The 20,176-nt window shown below is 43.4% G+C and carries 22 protein-coding genes and 1 pseudogene; 12 read left to right on the forward strand and 11 right to left on the reverse strand.

Going from position 1 to position 20,176, the window contains the following annotated elements; genetic code table 11:
* Positions 1 to 29 precede the first annotated feature (29 nt).
* From VX730_09285 to ppa, 5 genes are all read right to left on the reverse strand, one after another.
* Positions 30 to 485, reverse strand: a complete 456-nt coding sequence (locus tag VX730_09285) for a GNAT family N-acetyltransferase (protein ID MEC9292581.1) — start codon at positions 483 to 485, stop codon at positions 30 to 32.
* A 4-nt stretch (positions 486 to 489) separates the two neighbouring features.
* On the reverse strand, positions 490 to 1,509 hold the full coding sequence (locus VX730_09290; protein ID MEC9292582.1) for a DUF3137 domain-containing protein: 1,020 nt from the start codon (positions 1,507 to 1,509) through the stop codon (positions 490 to 492).
* A gap of 6 nt (positions 1,510 to 1,515) precedes the next feature.
* The gene (gene infC, locus VX730_09295; protein ID MEC9292583.1) at positions 1,516 to 2,025 is read right to left on the reverse strand and encodes a translation initiation factor IF-3; all 510 of its coding nucleotides are present in this window, start codon (positions 2,023 to 2,025) and stop codon (positions 1,516 to 1,518) included.
* A gap of 139 nt (positions 2,026 to 2,164) precedes the next feature.
* Complete coding sequence (gene thrS / locus VX730_09300) at positions 2,165 to 4,150, reverse strand: threonine--tRNA ligase (GenBank protein MEC9292584.1); 1,986 nt, start codon at positions 4,148 to 4,150, stop codon at positions 2,165 to 2,167.
* 284 nt (positions 4,151 to 4,434) lie between these two features.
* Entirely contained in the window at positions 4,435 to 4,971 is a 537-nt protein-coding gene (ppa, locus tag VX730_09305; GenBank protein MEC9292585.1) for an inorganic diphosphatase, read from the reverse strand.
* Positions 4,972 to 5,099: 128 nt separating this feature from the next.
* On the opposite strand from ppa, the gene accD reads away from it, so the two are divergent.
* Positions 5,100 to 5,942 (forward strand): acetyl-CoA carboxylase, carboxyltransferase subunit beta, encoded by an 843-nt coding sequence (accD, locus tag VX730_09310; protein ID MEC9292586.1) that lies wholly within the window; start codon positions 5,100 to 5,102, stop codon positions 5,940 to 5,942.
* A gap of 56 nt (positions 5,943 to 5,998) precedes the next feature.
* On the opposite strand, the gene VX730_09315 is transcribed toward accD, so the two are convergent.
* Positions 5,999 to 6,859, reverse strand: a complete 861-nt coding sequence (locus VX730_09315) for an amino acid--tRNA ligase-related protein (protein MEC9292587.1) — start codon at positions 6,857 to 6,859, stop codon at positions 5,999 to 6,001.
* 382 nt (positions 6,860 to 7,241) lie between these two features.
* On the opposite strand from VX730_09315, the gene VX730_09320 reads away from it, so the two are divergent.
* On the forward strand, positions 7,242 to 8,375 hold the full coding sequence (locus VX730_09320) for a glycosyltransferase family 4 protein (GenBank protein MEC9292588.1): 1,134 nt from the start codon (positions 7,242 to 7,244) through the stop codon (positions 8,373 to 8,375).
* Entirely contained in the window at positions 8,376 to 8,837 is a 462-nt protein-coding gene (locus VX730_09325; protein MEC9292589.1) for a hypothetical protein, read from the forward strand.
* Here the strand turns inward: VX730_09325 and VX730_09330 are convergent.
* Complete coding sequence (locus VX730_09330) at positions 8,834 to 9,466, reverse strand: dienelactone hydrolase family protein (GenBank protein MEC9292590.1); 633 nt, start codon at positions 9,464 to 9,466, stop codon at positions 8,834 to 8,836. The two genes, VX730_09325 and VX730_09330, sit on opposite strands and share 4 nt — an antisense overlap.
* Positions 9,467 to 9,471: 5 nt before the next feature.
* Positions 9,472 to 9,873: a hypothetical protein gene (locus VX730_09335; protein MEC9292591.1), complete on the reverse strand. Its 402-nt coding sequence runs from the start codon at positions 9,871 to 9,873 to the stop codon at positions 9,472 to 9,474.
* A gap of 63 nt (positions 9,874 to 9,936) precedes the next feature.
* Between VX730_09335 and VX730_09340 the strand changes: the two genes are divergently transcribed.
* Positions 9,937 to 10,557, forward strand: coding sequence for an outer-membrane lipoprotein carrier protein LolA (locus tag VX730_09340; GenBank protein ID MEC9292592.1), 621 nt, complete (start codon positions 9,937 to 9,939; stop codon positions 10,555 to 10,557).
* On the opposite strand, the gene VX730_09345 is transcribed toward VX730_09340, so the two are convergent.
* Together VX730_09345 and VX730_09350 are read right to left on the reverse strand one after the other, a co-directional pair.
* The gene (locus tag VX730_09345; GenBank protein ID MEC9292593.1) at positions 10,554 to 11,321 is read right to left on the reverse strand and encodes a 3',5'-cyclic-nucleotide phosphodiesterase; all 768 of its coding nucleotides are present in this window, start codon (positions 11,319 to 11,321) and stop codon (positions 10,554 to 10,556) included. The genes VX730_09340 and VX730_09345 overlap by 4 nt on opposite strands.
* Positions 11,322 to 11,336: 15 nt before the next feature.
* Entirely contained in the window at positions 11,337 to 12,146 is an 810-nt protein-coding gene (locus VX730_09350; protein MEC9292594.1) for a phenylalanine 4-monooxygenase, read from the reverse strand.
* 140 nt (positions 12,147 to 12,286) lie between these two features.
* On the opposite strand from VX730_09350, the gene VX730_09355 reads away from it, so the two are divergent.
* On the forward strand, positions 12,287 to 13,237 hold the full coding sequence (locus VX730_09355) for a mechanosensitive ion channel domain-containing protein (GenBank protein MEC9292595.1): 951 nt from the start codon (positions 12,287 to 12,289) through the stop codon (positions 13,235 to 13,237).
* Between the two features lie 39 nt (positions 13,238 to 13,276).
* Here the strand turns inward: VX730_09355 and VX730_09360 are convergent, their stop codons facing one another.
* Positions 13,277 to 13,747, reverse strand: a complete 471-nt coding sequence (locus VX730_09360) for an FxsA family protein (protein MEC9292596.1) — start codon at positions 13,745 to 13,747, stop codon at positions 13,277 to 13,279.
* A gap of 51 nt (positions 13,748 to 13,798) precedes the next feature.
* Here VX730_09360 and VX730_09365 point away from each other — a divergent pair, with 51 nt between their 5' ends.
* The 7 genes and pseudogenes from VX730_09365 (at position 13,799) to nhaA (ending at position 19,990) form a co-directional block, all read left to right on the forward strand.
* Positions 13,799 to 14,308, forward strand: a complete 510-nt coding sequence (locus VX730_09365; protein MEC9292597.1) for a prolyl-tRNA synthetase associated domain-containing protein — start codon at positions 13,799 to 13,801, stop codon at positions 14,306 to 14,308.
* The gene (locus VX730_09370; GenBank protein MEC9292598.1) at positions 14,308 to 15,573 is read left to right on the forward strand and encodes an RsmB/NOP family class I SAM-dependent RNA methyltransferase; all 1,266 of its coding nucleotides are present in this window, start codon (positions 14,308 to 14,310) and stop codon (positions 15,571 to 15,573) included. The genes VX730_09365 and VX730_09370 overlap by 1 nt, the downstream gene beginning before the upstream one ends.
* 10 nt (positions 15,574 to 15,583) lie before the next feature.
* Positions 15,584 to 16,234 carry a ribulose-phosphate 3-epimerase gene (rpe, locus tag VX730_09375; GenBank protein MEC9292599.1) on the forward strand — a complete coding sequence of 217 codons (651 nt, stop codon included), beginning with the start codon at positions 15,584 to 15,586 and terminating at the stop codon, positions 16,232 to 16,234.
* A 76-nt stretch (positions 16,235 to 16,310) separates the two neighbouring features.
* Complete coding sequence (locus VX730_09380; protein ID MEC9292600.1) at positions 16,311 to 16,940, forward strand: winged helix-turn-helix transcriptional regulator; 630 nt, start codon at positions 16,311 to 16,313, stop codon at positions 16,938 to 16,940.
* Positions 16,941 to 16,953: 13 nt separating this feature from the next.
* Positions 16,954 to 18,114: a UDP-N-acetylglucosamine 2-epimerase (non-hydrolyzing) gene (gene wecB / locus VX730_09385; protein MEC9292601.1), complete on the forward strand. Its 1,161-nt coding sequence runs from the start codon at positions 16,954 to 16,956 to the stop codon at positions 18,112 to 18,114.
* 57 nt (positions 18,115 to 18,171) lie between these two features.
* Positions 18,172 to 18,642: an RT0821/Lpp0805 family surface protein gene (locus VX730_09390; GenBank protein ID MEC9292602.1), complete on the forward strand. Its 471-nt coding sequence runs from the start codon at positions 18,172 to 18,174 to the stop codon at positions 18,640 to 18,642.
* A 187-nt stretch (positions 18,643 to 18,829) separates the two neighbouring features.
* Positions 18,830 to 19,990, forward strand: a pseudogene (gene nhaA, locus VX730_09395) (Na+/H+ antiporter NhaA).
* Positions 19,991 to 20,176: the final 186 nt, after the last annotated feature.

The raw sequence follows: 20,176 nt of genomic DNA on the forward strand, positions 1-20,176 counted from the left end.
TGATTCAGGGGTAAAAGTAAAACAGCCTTTTATGTGAGCGTTTTGCTAAAAATGCTTTTGTCACCATCTTGACCATGCTTTTTCCAACCAAGATTTTGGTAATAACCTTCAATGCCTTCATCTGCGATAAGGTAAATCACATCAAGGTATTCTGCCTTTGCTGCGGCTTCTACATGGTCACAAAGAGAACGACCTATATGCTTTTTCCGGTTGATTGGCTCCACATATAAGTTGGCAAGGGCGGGGATTGGGTTTTTCTTTTCTGCGATATGCCATGTCGTAAGTTGGACACACCCTGTAGGCTCACCATCCCATAAGGCGATCCAAAAATCACCAAACTCATCAGGAGAGAGGCGTTTGTGAAGCCATGATTCATAGTCTGATGTGTTAAGACCCGAAAGTTGTCCCCATGTTTCGCTGCACCACTTGGCAACGAGGGGGATATGTTGTGGCAGAGATTTTAGCGGTTGAATACTCAGCGCCATGGTTTTATGAAATTTTATCCAAATGTTCGACAAATGTACGTGTCAGCATCACATGCTTTTCTAAGATTGGAATATCTTCATTTGAAAAGGCTGGCTTTGTAATGGCGCGTGGCTCAAATAGGTTGTTACTGTAAGGCATAAGGAAGGCCACGTAGTTCTCATAGAAGCTAACCTCAATAGGGGCATTAAATAGGTTAAGGCTAATTTTCTGGATAAGGCTCAATGTTTCTGGATGAGCAAGGTTTGTCGCCTCTGTTTGTTGTGTCGTGTAGATATCTAGCCATGACACATTACCTGTTGCAGGAAGTTTTACTCCTGAAAGGCCTTGTTTAATTTGGGCTTCTTTTTCAAGCTTTGTTCCGCGTTTAGACGTCATGATGGTATGACCTGTAAACTTGGTAGGGCGCACAATAATCATTGACATGCCACGTGTCACAGGCAGACCTTTTACGCGTTTATCTTTTACATGTTTTGGTTTTGCGCGAGCAGGGTTGCTAACCACTGTTTCAGCAAACTCAACTTTGCTGTTGTCGATATTTCCACCAATAAAGTCTTCCATGTGGAGGGCATACCTTGGAGGAATAAGGCCACTGCGCTTAAGGGCTTTTTCGTTAAGTGGACGCTTGGGCATGTATGAAAAATCACCAAGAAGTCTTACGAGCTCAGGCATGAATTCAGCTTTAAAAGCTTTGCGGTAGCTATGTACAGGTAGGTAAGCAAAGGCGCCAATAAATAGAAAGCCTCCACCAAGAGTCTGCATGAGAACAGATTCATTTAAACCTGAAAAGAGTGTGAGGTATACACCGGCAATTAGGGCAAAGATAAGTCCTAAAATAATACGCCTGTTATGTTGCTTGAGGTAAGCAAGACGCTGTTGCTCAATTCTGTCAATTAGTCTGGTAATGTTGGTTTTTTGAGTTGGAGCACGAGAAACAAGTTCAGTGCCTTCAATAGAAACAACACCCCCTTCGCCGGATCCTTTAGACGTAAGTTCTGTAAAGTTTGGCGAAGGAGGGTTTGACATGAGGTATTAGCCTTTTGATGCCAGTGGAGACATCACCATAATCATTTGGCGACCTTCCATCTTTGGCCTTTGATCCACTTTTGCGATTTCTTTGAAATCAGCTTCAATGCGATCAAGCATTTGAGTTCCAAGATCTTTGTGTGTAATCTCACGACCTCTGAAGCGTAGGTTAATTTTAACTTTATCGCCTTTTTCAATAAACTGGCGAGCCTTCTTCATTTTAATCTGATAGTCGTGCTCTTCAGTACCTGGGCGAATAGAAATTTCTTTCACAGTCACAACGTGCTGCTTCTTACGCGTTTCAGCCGCTTTTTTCTGTGTTTGGTATTTTAGTTTACCGTAATCTTGAATTTTACAAACTGGAGGTTCAGCGTTTGGTGAAACTTCAATTAGGTCTAGGCCAGCCATTTCAGCGCGTTCAATCGCTTTTTCAAGTGGCATTACACCAAGTTGTTCACCTTCTTCCGTAATGACACGGACATTTGCTGCAAGAATTGAACGGTTGATTCTGTACAATTCATCTTTCTTTGGGGCTTGGCGCCCTCTGTAAGTATTAATGGTATCTCTCCTTATGTCTCATTTATACCGTTTGATTTATATATTGAAGCACAAGCACGCCTGACTTGTAAATGGTCAGACGTGTTTATGACATAACTTAAGCTGCTGATTTTTCTTGTGACACTTCGGGGCGTTGCCTGTTTGCAATCTCTTCCTTCAGTGCGTTAATCAAATCATCTGTGCTAAATATTGTTTGTTTTTGGCTACCAAGGCGACGAACAGTCACTTGGTCGTTTTCGATCTCGCGGTCACCAAGAACAAGAATCACAGGTGTCTTCTGGTGCGAGTGTTCACGCACTTTGTAAGACACTTTCTCGTTTCTAAGGTCGCTTTCTACACGGAAACCTTCTGCACGTAGACGTTTTTCAAGTTCTACAACAGCGTCATTATGCTTTTCGCTAATGCCCATCACGCAAATTTGCGTTGGTGAAAGCCATAGCGGCATGTGGCCTGCGTAGTTTTCAATCAGAATACCAATAAAGCGCTCAAGTGAACCAAGTAGAGCACGGTGAATCATCACTGGATACTTACGCTCGTTATCTTCAGTCACATATTCAGCATCGAGGTTTTTCGGTAGAATGAAGTCCATCTGAACTGTACCACACTGCCAGTCACGGCCGAGGCAATCTTTCAAAACAAACTCAAGCTTTGGTCCGTAGAAGGCACCTTCACCTGGGTTAAGTACCCATTCTAGGCCTGCTGCATCACATGCGTTTCTAAGAGCTGCTTCTGCATTATCCCAAACATCATCTGAGCCGGCACGTGTTTCAGGGCGGTCAGAGAATTTTACGAACATGTCCGTGAAGCCCATTTCAGAGTAAATCTCTTTAATAAGTTCACAAAGTTTAACAACTTCGCTTTCAATTTGCTCTTCTGTACAGAAAACGTGGGCATCATCTTGCGTCATAGATGTGACGCGCATAATACCATGCAGGGCACCCGTTGCTTCATTACGCATGCACGTACCAAACTCACTCATGCGGAGTGGAAGGTCACGGTAACTCTTAATGCCTTGGTTAAAGATTTGTACGTGGCAAGGGCAGTTCATTGGCTTCATAGCAAATGTACGACCATCATCTTCACGAACGATGAACATGTTTTCTTCACCAAACTTATCCCAGTGACCACTCGCTTTGTAGAGGTCATTCTTAATTAGCTGAGGCGTGTTCACTTCTTGGTAGTTATGACGCGCAAGCTTTTCACGAATGTACTTTTGTAGTTCTAGGAAAACTGTCCAGCCTTTAGCATGCCAGAATACTTGGCCTGGTGCTTCTTCTTGCAAATGGAACCAGTCGAGAGCAGGACCAATTTTACGGTGGTCACGCTTTGCAGCTTCCTCAAGCATATGTTGGTGGGCTTTAAGTTCTTTTTCTGTTGCAAAGCTAAGTCCGTAAATACGTGTCAGCATCGCGTTGTTACTGTCACCACGCCAGTAAGCACCAGCAAGGTTAGTCAGTGTGAAGGCTTTAGAGATTTTACCTGTTGATGGCACATGAGGGCCACGACATAGATCAATAAAGTCTTCGCCATTTTCTAGCTTCTGGCGGTACACAGAGAGGTCTTTACCATCAATAAGGTCACCTTTTTCAATCGCCATTTGTACGATGTCTGCTTTGTAAGTTTCGCCTTTGTCCTCAAAGTATTTCTTCACTTCGCCGGCATTCCAAAGTTCACGTTGTACAGGGTTATCTTCGGCAATAATCTCACGCATTTTCTTTTCGATCTTTGGAAGATCGTCACTTGAGATTGGCTCTTCAAAGTCGATGTCGTAGTAAAACCCGTGCTCAACAGTTGGGCCAATTGCCAGTTTAGCTGTTGGGTAAAGCATTTTTACCGCACGAGCAAGTGTTTGCGCAGTTGTTGTGTGGCGCATGACATCCATACCTTGCTCATCTTTTAAGGTGAGAAGAGAAACGGTTCGGTCAGACGCGATCGTTCGAGAAAGGTCACGCTGTTCGCCATCTACGGTCATGGCAACAGCAGCTTTCGCAAGTCCTGGCCCAATGCTCGCAGCAATGTCAAAACCAGTGATTGGACTATCGAATTCTCTTTTACTTCCATCTGGAAGAGTAATGATAGGCATCTGTTGTTTCTACTTTCTATATTTAAAACTCTTGCTTGTTCTACTGTATGGTGCTGCAAATCGTTTCTTCTTACGTGTTGGTGCTCATGTACAGTGAAGTACACTGCGCGCCAAGCCTCATAAAAAACAATTTTCGCTGGCCATACAACGAACAACCTAAAAGTTTTTGGGTTGCTTTATTAAAATGTGCTCTATTTTTACGCAAAATCAGAGGTTTTCGCAAGATAAAGCCACAAAAAAAGAACCCCTTTCAGACGAAAGAGGTCCTTTTTAAATTTGCGAGGTTACGCAGCTTTGCTTTTTAGGCGCTCAACACCCTCAACAATTACGTTTTTAGCTGCTGCAGCATCACCCCAACCGCCAAGTTTAACCCACTTGCCTTCTTCAAGGTTTTTGTAACCTTTGTAGAACTGTTCCATTTGCTCTTTAAAGAGAGCTGGAAGGTCATCGACGCTGCCCACGTTCTCAAAGCGACGGTCAAGCTTTGTGTGTGGTACACAGATCAGCTTTTCGTCCATGCCTGATTCATCTTCTGTGATCAGCATACCGATTGGACGGCAACGTACAACAGCACCAGGAACAACATCAATGTCAGTGTAAACAAAAGCGTCTACAGGGTCACCGTCACCACCAAGTGTTTGGTTGATGTAGCCGTAGTGTGCAGGGAATACCATTGGCATTGGTGCAAAACGGTCTACAAAAACTGCGCCTGTGTCTTTATCCACTTCGTATTTGATGTGTGGAAGGTGGCGTGGGTTTTCCACGATTACAAAAATATCATCAGGAGCATCTTTACCTGCTGGAACGTTCAAAAGAGACATTGTGGTCTAATCCTTTGTGTTAAATTTAAAATCTTATTTGAGTTATACCGCCCTATAGAGCTTTTCGCAAGGGGCCAAGAGCAATCATCAGTGACAAACTGAAAAAAAATTGTTAGGGTGCGTTCGTTATGAGTTGGTTAAAAGAAATTGTACGTCCAAAAATCGCAACCCGATCTAAGCGGGATGTGACGCCTAATGTGTTTTCTAAATGTCCATCATGCGCAGAAATGCTGTATGAACGTGACCTGAAGAAAAATAACCGTGTCTGCATGAGTTGTGGGCATCATTTGCGTATTGATGTGGAGACACGCCTGAACCTGATGATGGATGAAGGCTTTAAAGATGTGCCTCTTAAGCTTGACCATACAGATCCAATTGGTTTTAAAGATCGTAAGCGTTACAGTGATCGCCTCCGTGACGCAGGTTTCCAGAAGCGTGGCCGTGACGCCTATCGTGTAGTTAAAGGAACAATTGAAGGTGCGCCAGCAGTAGTCTGCGTATTTGATTTTGCTTTCATGGCAGGCTCGATGGGAACGCATGTTGGAAGTGCTCTTGTAAAAGCCGCTGAAAAAGCAGCAAAAGATAAGGCTGCCCTTATTATTGTACCCGCTTCAGGTGGTGCACGTATGCAGGAAGGGATTCTCTCTCTTATGCAAATGGCACGCTCAACCGCTGCTATTCAAGAGGTGAAAGAAAAAGGCCTACCTTATATTGTGATGCTGACTGACCCAACAACGGGTGGTGTGAGTGCATCCTTTGCAATGCTTGGCGATATTATTGCTGCTGAACCTGGAGCTCTTATTGGATTTGCCGGTCCACGTGTGATTCAACAAACCATTGGTGAAACACTGCCAGAAGGTTTCCAAACAGCTGAGTACCTGCTTGAAAATGGTATGGTAGACAGTGTCGTGCCACGTGCTGAGCAAAAAGCATGGTTTGGTAAAACGCTCAATATTTTGATGAAGCGATAAAGCGCTTTAAAGGAGAACACCCGCCATTCCGGCGGGTGTTTTGTTTAGGGAGGACTTTAAGCCACTTTGAGTTCTGTTTGTTTTTCTGCTTCTAGCATCTTGAGAGCGCGAATGATGCGCGTCACACCGATACCACCACCAAAGCGTGGGAAGAAGTCATGTGAAAGGAACTCTTCAAGCTCTGTTTCTACACGTTCTTTACCAAACTTCTTGAACAGTAAATTGGCGTATTCACCGTCTGATATCGTGTGGAAGATCTCTCGCATTTGCTCTACGTCACAGCTGCGCTCAGCAGAACCAATTGTTTCCATGCCGTACATGAGGACATCAATCTTGTTGGCGATGGTGCCTGTTTCGTTGAATTTCATGTTCCAGAATGGGCTGGTATAGCGTGGGAAGTGTGTAAGTAGGAAGGTATTACCGAAGTCTTCACCAATTTTTGTTTCTGTGTCGCCGCAGATATCAATGGTTTTGTAAGTTTTGGCCATTTCTGTGTAAGCGCCTGATGGGATGCTGGCAGCGTTGCCGAAACCTAGAAACTCAAGCAGTTCACGCTCAAGCTTTTCAAGTTCTTTAAGCCCGCCATGAGATTCAAACTCAAACATTGGGAAGATCGTTTCGTGACGACCCGGAACAGGGTTAGGTTCTTGACGATAGCTTGTTGTTTGGCAAAATACGCCTTTGTATTGTGGGTTTTCTAAAAGTTCGTGCTCTAGCCACATTTGGCCTGTTTGTGGCAGAGGCCAAACTTCGCCTTCGTATTCGTATGTTGTAATGGTTGCTGGATCTTCACAGGCAGCAAGGATGCTTTTACGACTTTGGGTATGGACTTCTAGAAATCCTTTGGCCAAAAAAAACTCCCTAAGACGGGAGGTGGCGTTATGGAAATCTTCAGTATTGATGTGTTGGTTTATCATGGTGTCTCCTAAGGAAATTCTACTATGCAATACTGCAAATTTGTTTTTTCTGCGCTTCCGCTACTCAGGTACATTTTAGTACATTGCGTTGCGGGGCTCGTAAAAACAAATTTTCGTGAATGCCTAGCGAATTTATATTTGTTTTTTTTGTTTCCTTAGGTAAGTAGTGTGGCGAGATTTTTCTGTAAAATCAACCACATTGTTTTCTTGGAGAATTTCAAAACCTGTGAGATTCTAAAGGTCTGTTCTCCTAATTCTCGGCGCCTCCTTTTTATTTTATCTTCGCTTAAGTACTTGCCTGTACTTTACGCTCATCTAAAAGAAAAAATAGCTCACCGAATAATCAGAAGAATTGTTGCTTAAAATATGGTAAATAATGGGTATGAGTAAGAAACCAACGATTTTGCAATTAACACCAGCTCTGCATCAGGGTGGGGTGGAACGCGGCACTGTGGAAATGGCGAACTTTTTACATGAAGCAGGCTGGGGCAGTGTTGTGGCTTCTGCAGGTGGATCTATGAAACGTGATTTAGAACGTGACGTTTTGCACCTCAACATTTCTATGAAGCGTAAAACACCTATTGAAATTGCAAAGGCATATTTCAAACTGGTTGCTTATATAAAAGAAAACCCAGTTGATCTCATCCACGCGCGCTCTCGTGTTCCGGCTTGGGTGGCCTATTTTGTCTCTCGTAAAACAGGAGTGCCATATCTCACCACATACCATGGTACATATGGCATGCAGAATGCCTTTAAGAAGTTTTATAACAGCGCCATGGTGCGTGGTCGCCATGTTATTGCTATTTCTAAGTTTATTGAAACGCATGTGAATCAATATTTTCCAAGCCATCCAGACATGTCTCTGGCATATAGAGGGTTTGATGTATCAAGATTTCAATACAGCAACACAGTGCTCAAGGCTGCTGAAGAATTGCGAGAGAAGTATAGCTTTCACGTAGGTGTTCCTATTTTAATGCTTCCCGGACGTGTGACACGTTGGAAAGGGCAGGTTGAGTTTATTGAAGCACTTGCAAGCTTAAAAGATCTAGACTTCTATGCCCTTCTTGTTGGAGGCGCTGAAGAAAAGCAAAAGCCGTACCTAGAAGAACTTAAAGGCATGGTTTCTAAATATGGTTTAGAAGATCGGGTAATATTTGCGGGGAATGCTGAGAACATTGTACCGTACTACGCCTTAAGTGATGTGGTGGTCGCGCCATCAAGCTCTCCAGAAGCATTTGGGCGTACGCCTATTGAAGCCAGTTGTATGGCAAAGCCTATTGTAGCAACGGCTCATGGCGGTGCACTTGAAACGATTAAAGATGGTGAGACAGGTTTTCACTTTGCAGTTGGTGACATAAAAGGTATGGCGAAAATACTACGCAGCCTCATAGAGAATGAGCCTTTAAGGAGAAAACTTGGGGAAAACGGGAAGTCTTTTGTGGAAAAAACCTTTACACTAAAGAATATGTGTAACGCGGAACTATCTGCGTATAAACAAGTTTTAAAGGTAAAGTAAATGAGACGTGTCATACTCGCACTAGATGTACAAGAACGGTTCCAGACGCCGCAAATGGTGGTACAGGGAATCCAAAAACTTGCATCTAAGTACCCGTTGGTTGCCACACTCTTTACTCATGAAGAAGAAGATGTGCCATTTGACCGTCTTGTAAAATGGAAAGGTCCAATTGAGGACTCTCTCTCTCTTCAAACAGAACATGTTTATAACCGCCACGGTTACCACCTGCCTGTAGAGCTGCTTGCGCTTCTTAAAGAGAATCAAGTAGACGAAGTTTACATTACGGGTGGGAAAAACGAGACGTTCCTGATTACTGCTGCAACAGACCTGTTTGATATTGGTATTAAGCCAAACATGGTGGCACCACTTTGTTTGACGGGTCAGTTCCACCAGATGAGTGTATTGATGCGTATGTGGGAACAGAACCTGGGCGGTGTTTACGAGAACACGCACGAACTTTAATTTTTAAAGTTTTCTTTCATAAATTCTAGCGCCACACTGAGCCCTTGCTCGCCAATATAGTGCGCCACACCTTCTTCTTTAGTCAGAGAAACGTTAAAGCCAAGCTTTTTAAGGGCCTGTTCAGACCTGCTGCTTTGTTCGTGAGGGACTACATCATCTTGAATGCCGTGAATCAGTGAGATATTTGGTTTATGGAAAGGTTCTTCTAGCTTCTCTTCCCACATCATTTTACCACTGAACCCAAGGACACCAGCAATTTTATGTTTAAATCGCGGAGCTGAAAACAGGCTCATCATTGTGCCTTGTGAAAAGCCAAAGAGGATCACTTTATCGTGTGAAATGCCAAGACCATCTACAATGTTCTCTTGAATGTAATCTTCAAGCTTGGCATGAGTTTCAACCATGCCGTCATAATCTTTAAAGGTCCAGTTGTTATCACTAAACCATTGGTACCCCATGCCCATAGGTGTTGTGGCTGGGCCGTTAGGGGCAAAGAAAGCCGTTTCTGGAAATACAGCGCTGAGCATGCCTGCTAGGCTGATGAGGTCCTCTCCATTTGAGCCAAACCCGTGTAAGAATACACAAGCATTTTTCGGGTTTTTAGGGATAAGTGTTGGGCCTTGGAGCACGGTTGTTACCTTCTGAATGTTAAGTTGCCAAAAGGGAGAAGGCCTTCTACACCATCGATGTAAATGAGAATGTCATCGCCTTTTTGTTTTTGAGCGTCTACCACAGTGCCTTGCTTGACTTCGCCAAGAGGTTTTTTAGTTGTAGGATGTAGGAGAGTAGAGGTTTCATTCACCATAGCGTAAGCAGGAAGCACCAGTTTAGGCACAGCAATAACTTCTGTTGCACTCACTCCAGTAATTTCAGGTTTTTCATCTGGTTTAGGTGTGACGACGTTTTTACCGAGTGTAAAGATAGGTTTTAAAAAATCTGGGAGCTCGCCTCTGCCATCGAGTTCATGGCCTTTCACAATGAAAACCACAATGATACCAATAATAATGATAAAAACAGCTTCTCTTGATTTGTCCATGCGGGTATTCTAGCCTTCAGCCTTATGTTATAAATGTGTGCTGATTATATTAGGAATGATCGAATGAGAGGTCAAGTGGTGCTAAGAACATCTTTTGCAATTATTTTAGGTTTAATGGCTTCTATGCCTGCTTTGGCAGAGAACTCGTCTGAGAGTTTTGAAAAATATCTGACCTCTGTGAAAACTTTAGATGGAACATTTCAACAGTATGTATCAGGGTTTATGCCGCGCACGGGATCTGTGGTGTTTGAGCGCCCTAAAAAGTTTGTGTGGCGTTACGGAGAGCCTGAGCCACAAAAACTGATTTCAACAGGCAATGCTCTATACTTTATTGATGAAAATAGCGAGCAGGTTACAACATTGCCGCAAGATATTGCGCTGACGAAACTTATGTTTGGTGAGGAGGTTGTGTTTAATAGTGAGGTGACAAAGCTCACAAGCATTACACGCCAAGAAGGCCATGCTTATGTGCATATTGATGTGCTAGACAGTGAGACGTGGCAGGCTGATATTGATGCGCTTACCTTGGTGTTTAAAGAAGAGCCGATTCAGCTAGTAGGGTTAACAACAGTTGACCGTCTTGGGAATCAGGTGGATCTATACTTTGAAAGCCTTACACTCAATAAGCCTGTAGATAGATCTATCTTTAAGTATACGCCACCTCAGTATGAGAGGTCAGACTAGAACGAAAGTGTTCTATGGTTTCTTAGTGAGTGAAGTTTTCTACCTTTGTGTGAAAGCTTAGCAAGCTCTTCATCTAGAATATCAGCCATACCAACTTTGAAAGAGAATGTGTAGATATCACAGTCTTGTTTGAAGCCTTTAAGTTCTTCTTCAAGATCGTTTGCTGTTGTGTGTTTGCTAAGGCCAGCCACATGCTGTTCAGCATTTGGAAATGACATATCCATAATGAGTGCTTTGAGGTTTTCAGCTTCATTCGCCACGCGCCATAGCTCCGGGCAAGGTGCTGTATCCGCAGAAAAGACCACAGAAGATTTTTCATCTGCAAGTTTGTAACCGAGAGTTGGAACCGTATGATCGACTGCAAAAGGCATAACGTTTAAGCCGCCAGCATTGTATATTTCGAGCGGTTTAATTTCTTTCATTGTGAACTGGCCTTTGTCTGGCGTTGGCAGCACAGAAAAATCAGGCCAAATGCGATTGTTAAAAACATGCTCTCTAAGCGTTTGAAGTGTGTAGTCAGAGCCGTAAATTGTGAGAGGTTTTTCACGACGCTCAAACGTTGCATCAAGGAAGAAGGGTAGGTCTACAATGTGGTCAAAGTGTGTGTGTGTGAAGAAGAGGTGCTCAATTTTGCAGGCACGTTCCAGTGTAAGCTCTGATTGAATTGTTCCCGCATCAATAAGAACTGTATCATTAAAGAGCAGAGACGTTGTCTTGTAGCCAAGACCTCTGCCGCCATCACATCCAAGTACATCTAGTTTCAAAAAACGGTACCACCCTTAGTAGGTTACTCTTTTGCCTCCGCCTTCTTTAGGAGGGAAGGTTGGTTCAAACTGGCCAAGCCTGTTTGCTTCCTCTAATAACGGTACCATATCTGTATTAATGGTGTCGAAAATCTGCTTCAGATCATCGATTACGTAGTAAATTGTTTGATAAATATCAATGCGGTATGGCGTACGGAACACACTTACAGGGTCATAGGGGCGTCTTTCTGGTACGTTGCTATCAATAGAATATGGTGTCTCACCTGCTGAAGAGGCAATACCTGCGCCGTAAATGCGGTTTTTGCCATTTTCATTAATGAGGCCAAATTCAACAGTAAACCAGAAGAGTTTTTGCATAAGCCAGAGATATTTCTTATCCATCTTAAGGGCTTTCTCACCATATTTTTGCATAAAGTCTGCGTAAATAGGATTAGTAAGCATTGGGCAGTGGCCAAAAATTTCATGGAAAATATCAGGCTCTTTGAGGTAGTCAAACTCTTCTCTTGTGCGGATGAATGTTGCCGCTGGGAATTTTCGCTCACTGAGGAGTGTGAAGAATTTGGTTGGGCTAATAAGTGCAGGTACAGGCTCAACTTGGAAACCTGTAATACTTTTTAGTGTTTCTGAAACTTCTTTCACTTGAGGAACACGGTCTTCTGGTAGGCCAAGAGCGTCAAGCCCATCCCAAAAAATTTGTGCAGCGTGGTCTTTGAGTGTTTCAATTTGTCGTGCATAGAGGTCTGCCCAAATCTGGTCCTCTTCCTTTGTGTAAGTAAATAGACCATTCTTATCAGGCGTTTTTGAAACGTATGTAGACTCTTTCATTTGCACTCCTTATTCAGTTTTAGAAATGTCATCCTAGATGAAGTTGGTGCTTGATATCAAACGAAACTTCGTGTTTAGTTAAAAACACTTAAAGCCATGTGGCTTTTGCAAATAATTTATAAACAGAAAGAGATGATGAAATGGACTTTTCTCAGTTTCCCCAGCTAGATGAAAATACACGCAGTCAGCTGTTTGAAACAGCGACAATGTACGGCATGCAGTTTGTTGCAGCTGTAATAACACTAATTGTTGGTTTTACCCTTGCAAAGTGGGCAAGTAAACTTGCTTACAAAGGCCTGAAGCGTATTCCTGAATTTGATGAGATGCTTGCGCGCTTCCTACAAAGCATGGTGCGTTACGCGATCCTTGCCTTCACGATTGTAGCCGTGCTTTCTAAGTTTGGCGTACAAACAGCCAGCTTGGTTGCAGTTATTGGTGCCGCCGGTCTTGCTATTGGTCTTGCTCTTCAAGGTACACTGAGCCACATTGCTGCTGGTGTCATGCTTCTTATCTTCCGCCCATTTAAATTGGGTGAGTACGTAGATGCTGGCGGTATTGCTGGTACTGTAAAGGATATGAATCTGTTCACAACCGAGCTTGCAACACCAGATAACATCCAGATCATCGTTCCAAACGGTCAAATTTGGGGTCAAGCTATTAAGAACTTCAGTTCTCCAAAAACACGTCGTGTGGATGTGGTTGTGGGTATCGATTACTCAGACAACATTGATGACGGTATCAAAATTATGAAAGATGTAATGAAGAAGGATAAACGTATCCAGACATCTCCGGCGCCAATGGCTGCAGTCACAGATCTTGGTGATAACAGCGTCAACTTTACTGTGCGTGCATGGGTGAAGACGCCTGATTTCTGGGATGTGAAGTTTGACCTAACGAAGAAGGTGAAGCTTGCTCTTGATGAAGCGGGTCTATCTATTCCATTCCCACAGCGTACACTTCACATTGTGAACGGTACGTCTGCTGATGTTGTTTCTGCTCCTAAAAAAACTGAAACAAAACCAGCAGCTGAAAAAAAGACAACTGCTAAGAAAACAGTAGCGAAGAAGACGACAACTAAAAAAGCGTCTTAATGTCTGAATGTTTAAAAGGCCACCGATTGGTGGCCTTTTTTATTTTTCTTTGTCTTCATCGACAACGGTGTAGTCCGCATCAATAATGCCATCATCAGCAAAAGTTTTACGCTCTGGTTTTTGCTGAGGGCCGCCTTGCATACCATGCATAGTAAATGAGGCACCAATGCCACCTTTAGGAACCGCTTTCATAATACCTTTAATGAGGCTTTTTTGAACAAAAGGAATGAGGAGGATAATACCTAAAAAATCTGTCATGAACCCTGGTATCATAATCAGAGAAGCAGCAAGAAAGCGTGTTAGAAGCTTGCCTCCAATATCAGCACCTGCGCCAATTTTCATGTAATCATTCATCGCTTGTTCTCTCGGAGCAGCAGACATGAGGTATTTACCCCAGTAAAAAGTGACTACTGTCCACAATACAACATGTAAAAAACCAATTTCAATGGCAGCAACAACCAGTCCTGCAATCTCAAGGATTGGAATAAGCAGTAGTAAAATAATCGGCATATGAATTCTCTTCTCTTGACTAAATCTCCAAAAGCCACCATACCACCTTTTATGAAACAGTACACACCAGAGATGATGAAAGCTCATTTAGATGAACAGGGCTTTGAATATTCATTCCACGAGCATCCAGCTGTATATACAGCAGATGAAGCCGCAGAGCATACAGGCCACCTTGTTGGAGGCCATTGTAAAAACCTTTTTGTAAAAGATAAAAAGAGCAAAATGTGGCTTATTACCGTATGTGATGAAACACGTGTAGATTTAAAAGCTCTTGGTAAAATGTTGGGTGCAAAATCAAACCTGAGTTTTGCAAATGAAGAGCGCCTAGATCAGTACCTAGGTGTGAAGCCGGGTTCAGTGACACCGCTTTCTCTTATTCATGATACAGAAGGTGAAGTAACAGCAATTATTGAAGAGAAACTCACACAGCATAATGTGATTTATGTCCACCCGCTGATTAACACGATGACAGTTGGTCTTAAAACAACAGATCTAATGAAGTTTTATGACAGTGTTGGTGGTGTAACGGTTATGGAACTCCCAGAAAGAGATATGTCTTAATGAGTGAAGGTTTAGAAAGCCGCTTGGCAGCGTTTCAGCTTTTAAATGGCGTTTATGTTGATAAGCGAACACTAGAGCAACTTGAGAAAAGAATGGTTGGTTTCTTGCCAAACCAAGATCAAAAATTTGCTATGGCTCTTGCCCATGCCACTTTGAAGTGGGATGGTGCGCTAAACCGTATGATTAAGCAGTTTGTAAAACCTAAAATTGGCCATAGTGAACGCCTGATCCTTAAGCTTGGTATGTGCCAAATGGTGTTTATGGACGGGGTCGCAGATCATGCTGCTATTCATAGTAGTGTAGAGCTTTCACGTGAAGTGGGCATTGGCCATGCCTCAAAGCTGATTAATGGTGTGTTGCGCTCTATGCAGCGCGCTAAAGTTTCAAAACACGATTACTCAAAAGTAGAAACAGTCTCAAAGTGGATTGCGCGTTCTTTGAAAGAGCATTACGGCAATGATTCTGAAATGATTGTGGCTTCTATGCTTGAGGAACCTTCTGTGTATGTGCGCAAACGTCGTGGCAATGCTACAGATGAGCGTTTAACGGTTGTTAAAGGGTTGGATGGCACATATCTGGTGCCAAAAGATTTACCCCTTAACCATTTGGAAGGTTGGGATGATGGTGCTTACATTGTGCAGGATATTAGTGCACAAGCTCCAGCACATGTTTTGGCTGATTTATATAACAAGCAAAGCCTTAAAGGCAGTGTGGTTGATATGTGCGCCGCGCCGGGTGGAAAGACAGTTCAGTTATTTGATCTACTTCCTGATGCGGAACATGTGGCATGTGAGTTGAGTGAAAAGCGTGCCAAGCGCATGCAAGAAAACTTGGAGCGTTGCAAGGTTAAGGCAGATGTTAAAGTGCAAGATGCAGGCACACTTGAAGGCACATATGATGCTGTTCTTCTTGATGCACCGTGCAGTGCTACAGGAACAACAAGACGCCACCCTGATGTGTTCTTTACAAGATCAAAAGATGGTGTGAAAGAGTTGACACATCTACAAGAAAAGCTCCTTGGTAAGGCTGTGGATCTGGTTTCAAAAGATGGTGTTGTGGTTTACGCGACATGCTCTCTATTGCCTGAAGAAAACGAGAAGCTTATAGAGACATTCTTGGAAAAAAATAAGTCGGTTGAACTTATTGATTTATCGGCGTACACATGGCCGTCACAAATTAAAGCGCCTATGGGGGGCACACTTCGTTTGTCACCAAGCAAAGGCGGAGATGGTTTTTTTGTCGCCGCACTGAGAAAAGTTCAGTAGTATATTTTTTATGAAAATTGCTCCTTCTATTTTGTCCGCCGATTTTGCCAATATGGCAAGAGATCTTAACGCCTTAAAACCTGCAGGTGCAGACTGGGTGCATGTTGATGTGATGGATGGTCACTTTGTGCCAAACATGACGTTTGGTGCTCCGCTCATTAAGCAATGGCGTGCTCACACAGATTTGCCATTTGATGTGCATTTGATGATTGAAAAATCTGATGACTGGGTGGACGCATACCTTGATGCTGGTGCAGATATTCTCACGCTTCATATTGAGTCTACATCTGATGTGAAGACTTGTGCAGATAAGGTACATGAAGCAGGTAAAAAGTTTGGCTTGTCTGTTAAGCCGGGAACGCCTGCGGAGGTTCTTTTCCCTTATATGGATCTTCTTGATCATATTCTAGTGATGACGGTTGAGCCTGGTTTTGGTGGGCAGTCTTTCATGCATGATATGCTTTCTAAAATAACAGAGCTTCGTGCTGCAATTGATGAAAGTGGTCGAGATATTACGCTTTCTGTGGATGGTGGTGTGGATGTAAGTACGTTGCCACTTTGTGCAAATGCTGGCGCAGACGTGTTTGTGGCAGGCAGTGCTGCTTTCAAAAACGGTGAACTGCAAAAAAATATCACAGCCCTGAAACAAAGTGTTCAGTAATTGAACATTTGAGTTGACCCTCACTCTTCTCAGCTTTACCCTACCCTAGCTTGATAACAAAAATAGGTGTACTGCATTGCTTCCAACAGTACTTTCAGCTGAACAAAGAACATGCCTGATAAAGGTGGGTTTGCTGAGTGCTATTGAGCAGGAAAAAGGTTTAAGCCAAAGGCAGCTTGCAGGAGAGTTAGGTATTGCTCTTGGTGCAGCAAATGCTCATCTTAAAGAGTGTGTGAATGATGGCCTTTTACAAAAAGTTCCAAGCTCTCAACAGAAAACGGGATACCGCCTTACGCCTAAGGGTGTTGTTGAAAAAAGCCGTATGGCGTCCGGTTTGATTATCGAAAATATGAATTTTTACGATCGAGCGAAGGATTCAGTCTTTCAATCTCTTCTTGGGGCCTTAGAAAATGGTTTTAAACACGTTGTTGTTTATGGTGACGACGCGCTTTGTGATATTGCTTACCTTGCTGATATGAAATTAAAAAAACGGTGCGTGGTTGGCAGGCTTGGGCCAACCGATACCTACTGGAAAGACATTGGTCTATATGAAGAAGAGGCGTTGCCAGAAAATATTGATGGTATTTTGTTTTTACAGCTGTTAAACCCTCTTGAGCATTATATGAGGCTTAGGGATAAGTGGGGTGCTGAAAGGGTGTTTGTGCCATCAGTGATGGATAGTGTTTTAATGTATAGAGGGAAATAAAATCTTTATGACGATGGAAAAACAAAAAATTATTAGTGTGATCGGGACACGTCCAGATGCCATTAAAATGGCACCTGTTATTCGTGCGTTGAGTTCAGATGATCGTTTTGAGTCTGTTGTTGTAAATACAGGTCAGCATAAAGATATGATTCAAGGTGTTCTTGAATGGTTTGACCTTAAACCTGACTACACGTTAGATGTTATGACACCAGGGCAGCCTCTAAGCTACCTTGCAGGTAAAGTAATGGCTGGTCTTCATGATATCTTTGTAAAAGAAAACCCTCATATTGTTGCTGTGCACGGTGATACAACAACAGGATTTGTTGCCGCTCTTGCCGCACATTACTGCTATAACTTTAATGAAAAACGCCCAATTCGCGTAGCGCACGTTGAAGCAGGGCTTCGTACGGATAGTTTGTACGCACCATACCCTGAAGAAGGAAACCGTCGCCTGATTGCGCCTCTTGCTTATTGGCACTTTGCACCAACAGAAACAGCTGCAGAAGCTTTGTTTGAAGAGAATGTAACAGGTAATGTCTTTATTACTGGAAACACTGTTATTGATGCACTGTATGATACCGTTGATACCTTAAAAGCAAATCCAAGGCCATCTCCTGTAGAGCTTGAAGATGGTAAGCGTATGCTTCTTGTGACTGGGCACCGTCGTGAAAATTACGGTGATGGTTTTGATAATATTTGTGAGTCATTGAAGCAGCTTGCAGAAGCCAATGCTGATCTTGAAATTGTGTACCCTGTACATATGAACCCTGTGGTTAAAGAGGCCGTAGAGAGCCACCTTGCAGGTATTGGAAATGTTCACCTTATTGAACCTCAAGATTACCCTGACTTTGTCGCCCTCATAGAGCGTAGTGATATTATTCTGACGGACTCAGGAGGGCTTCAAGAAGAGGCGCCATCTCTTGGTAAGCCAGTTCTTGTAATGCGTGATGTGACAGAGCGCCCGGATGCGGTGCTTTCTGGTACTGTGAAGTTGGTAGGGACAGATATTGATCGTATTGTGCCAGCCGTACAGGAGCTTCTAGATAGTGAGGTTTCCTATAAGAAGATGGCAATGGCAAGCAACCCTTATGGGGACGGGCTTGCGGCTCAACGTATTGTAAACATTCTAAGTGGCGGCCTTGGTAAGGAAAACACCTTCCACGCAGTTGCTTGATTTTGCGTGAGGGTTCACGCATAATCCCAGTAGAACTTTCAAAGAAAGGTTATTTTTATGAAACAGATTTTTATGACACTGGCTTGCTCAGCGCTTCTGCTGTCTGCATGTACGCAAGGTCAGGGCCCTAATAAGCAACAGATGGGTACAGCTCTTGGTGGCGTGCTTGGTGGTATCGCTGGTAACCAAATTGGTCAAGGCTCTGGTAACACGGCTGCAACAATTGGCGGCACACTTCTTGGTGCTTTCCTTGGCAACTCGATCGGCGCGTCTCTCGATCGTGCAGATATGATGTACTACAACCAAGCTGCTTCTCAAGCTTACAGCGCGCCAATCGGTCAGCAAATTAACTGGGCAAATCCACAGTCAGGGAACTCAGGAACCATTACACCTGTACGTGATGGTCGTGCAAGTAATGGAAGTTACTGTCGTGAGTTTCAGCAGACAATCTTTGTGGATGGTATGAACCAAACTGCTTACGGTGTGGCATGCCAACAGCCTGACGGAACTTGGAGAATCGTTAACTAACGTCTTCAAAATGTGTTAAAAAAGCACACCTATGCGCCCCCAAACCTTTGGGGGCGTTTTCTGTTTGTATGCAAATTGTTGATTTTGTTATTTGTGCTCCGTAGCATAGAAGGTGAATGTTTTTAAATTTGTAACAATAAAATAAAAGGCAAAATCAATGACTCAACCAGTTAAGCCGCAGCCAAAGATGTTTAACCCTTTGCGCGACTTCCTGCAGATGGAAGCAGCCGGTGGTATTATTCTTGTAATTTGTGCGGTTCTCGCAATGTTTATCGCAAATATCGAACCATGGGGGCACATGTATGAAGATATTCTTCACCATACACGTGCAGCTGTTTCTATTGGCGATTGGTCTATCAATAAAGATATCATTCACTGGATTAACGATGGTCTTATGGCAATTTTCTTCTTCCTTGTTGGTTTAGAGATTAAGCGTGAAGTGCTTGAGGGTAAATTAAAAGGGCGTTCTCGCTATATGCTTCCAGTACTTGCTGCGATTGGTGGTATGGCTGCTCCGGCTCTTATTTATACGTTCCTTAACATGGGTAACGATCAAGCAATGGTTGGGTGGGCGATTCCTGCTGCAACAGATATTGCCTTTGCTGTGGGTGTGATTATTCTTCTTGGTAAGCGCGTGCCTGTTGCACTTAAGGTTTTCCTGCTTGCGGTAGCAATTATTGATGATCTTGGCGCGATTATTATTATTGCCCTGTTCTACACAAGTAACATGAAGGTGGAAATGCTTTTATGGGCGCTACCATTCTTGTTTGGTTTATTTGCTCTTAACAAGATGAATGTGAACCGTTCTTCACTTTATGTTTTCCTTGGTATTTGTCTGTGGGTATGCGTGCTTAAGTCAGGTATCCATGCGACACTTGCAGGTGTAGTTGCCGCTTTTGCTGTGCCACTTTACGTGCCTCAGGAAAAGCGCTCTCTGCTTAAACAACTAGAACATAGTCTTCACCCATTTGTGGCCTTTATTGTTCTGCCAGTCTTTGCGTTTGCAAATGCAGGGGTTGCGCTTCATGGTGCTTCAGTGGATATTCTGTTTGAATCTGTAACCTTGGGCGTTATTCTTGGTCTTGTTGTTGGTAAGCCTGTTGGTATCTTCCTGTTTACTTGGCTTGCAGAAAAATCAGGCCTTGCAAAGCTGCCTGATGGTGTGAATTATAAGCACGTGATCGGTGTAGGGTGTCTTGCTGGTATTGGTTTCACAATGAGTCTCTTTATTGGTACGCTTGGCTTTGTTGGAAATGAGCACTATTTAATGGACGCAAAGCTTGGAATTATGACGGGTTCTGTTATTTCTGCCATGCTTGGTGCTGTGCTGCTTATTATGGCTTGCCCTGCTGCAGTTGAGCAAGACTATAGTGAGCCTGGTTACGGTAAAGAGCCTAAGCCTGTAAAGGTGCCGGCTAAAAAAGCTGCGCCGAAGGTTGCTGTCAAAAAGCCTGTAGCTAAGAAAGCTGCACCGAAGAAGGCGCCAGCCAAAAAGGCTGCACCAAAAACAGCTGCCAAAAAAGCTCCAGCTAAA

Source organism: Pseudomonadota bacterium, assembly GCA_036141575.1.
GTDB lineage: Bacteria > Pseudomonadota > Alphaproteobacteria > UBA2136 > JAPKEQ01 > JAPKEQ01.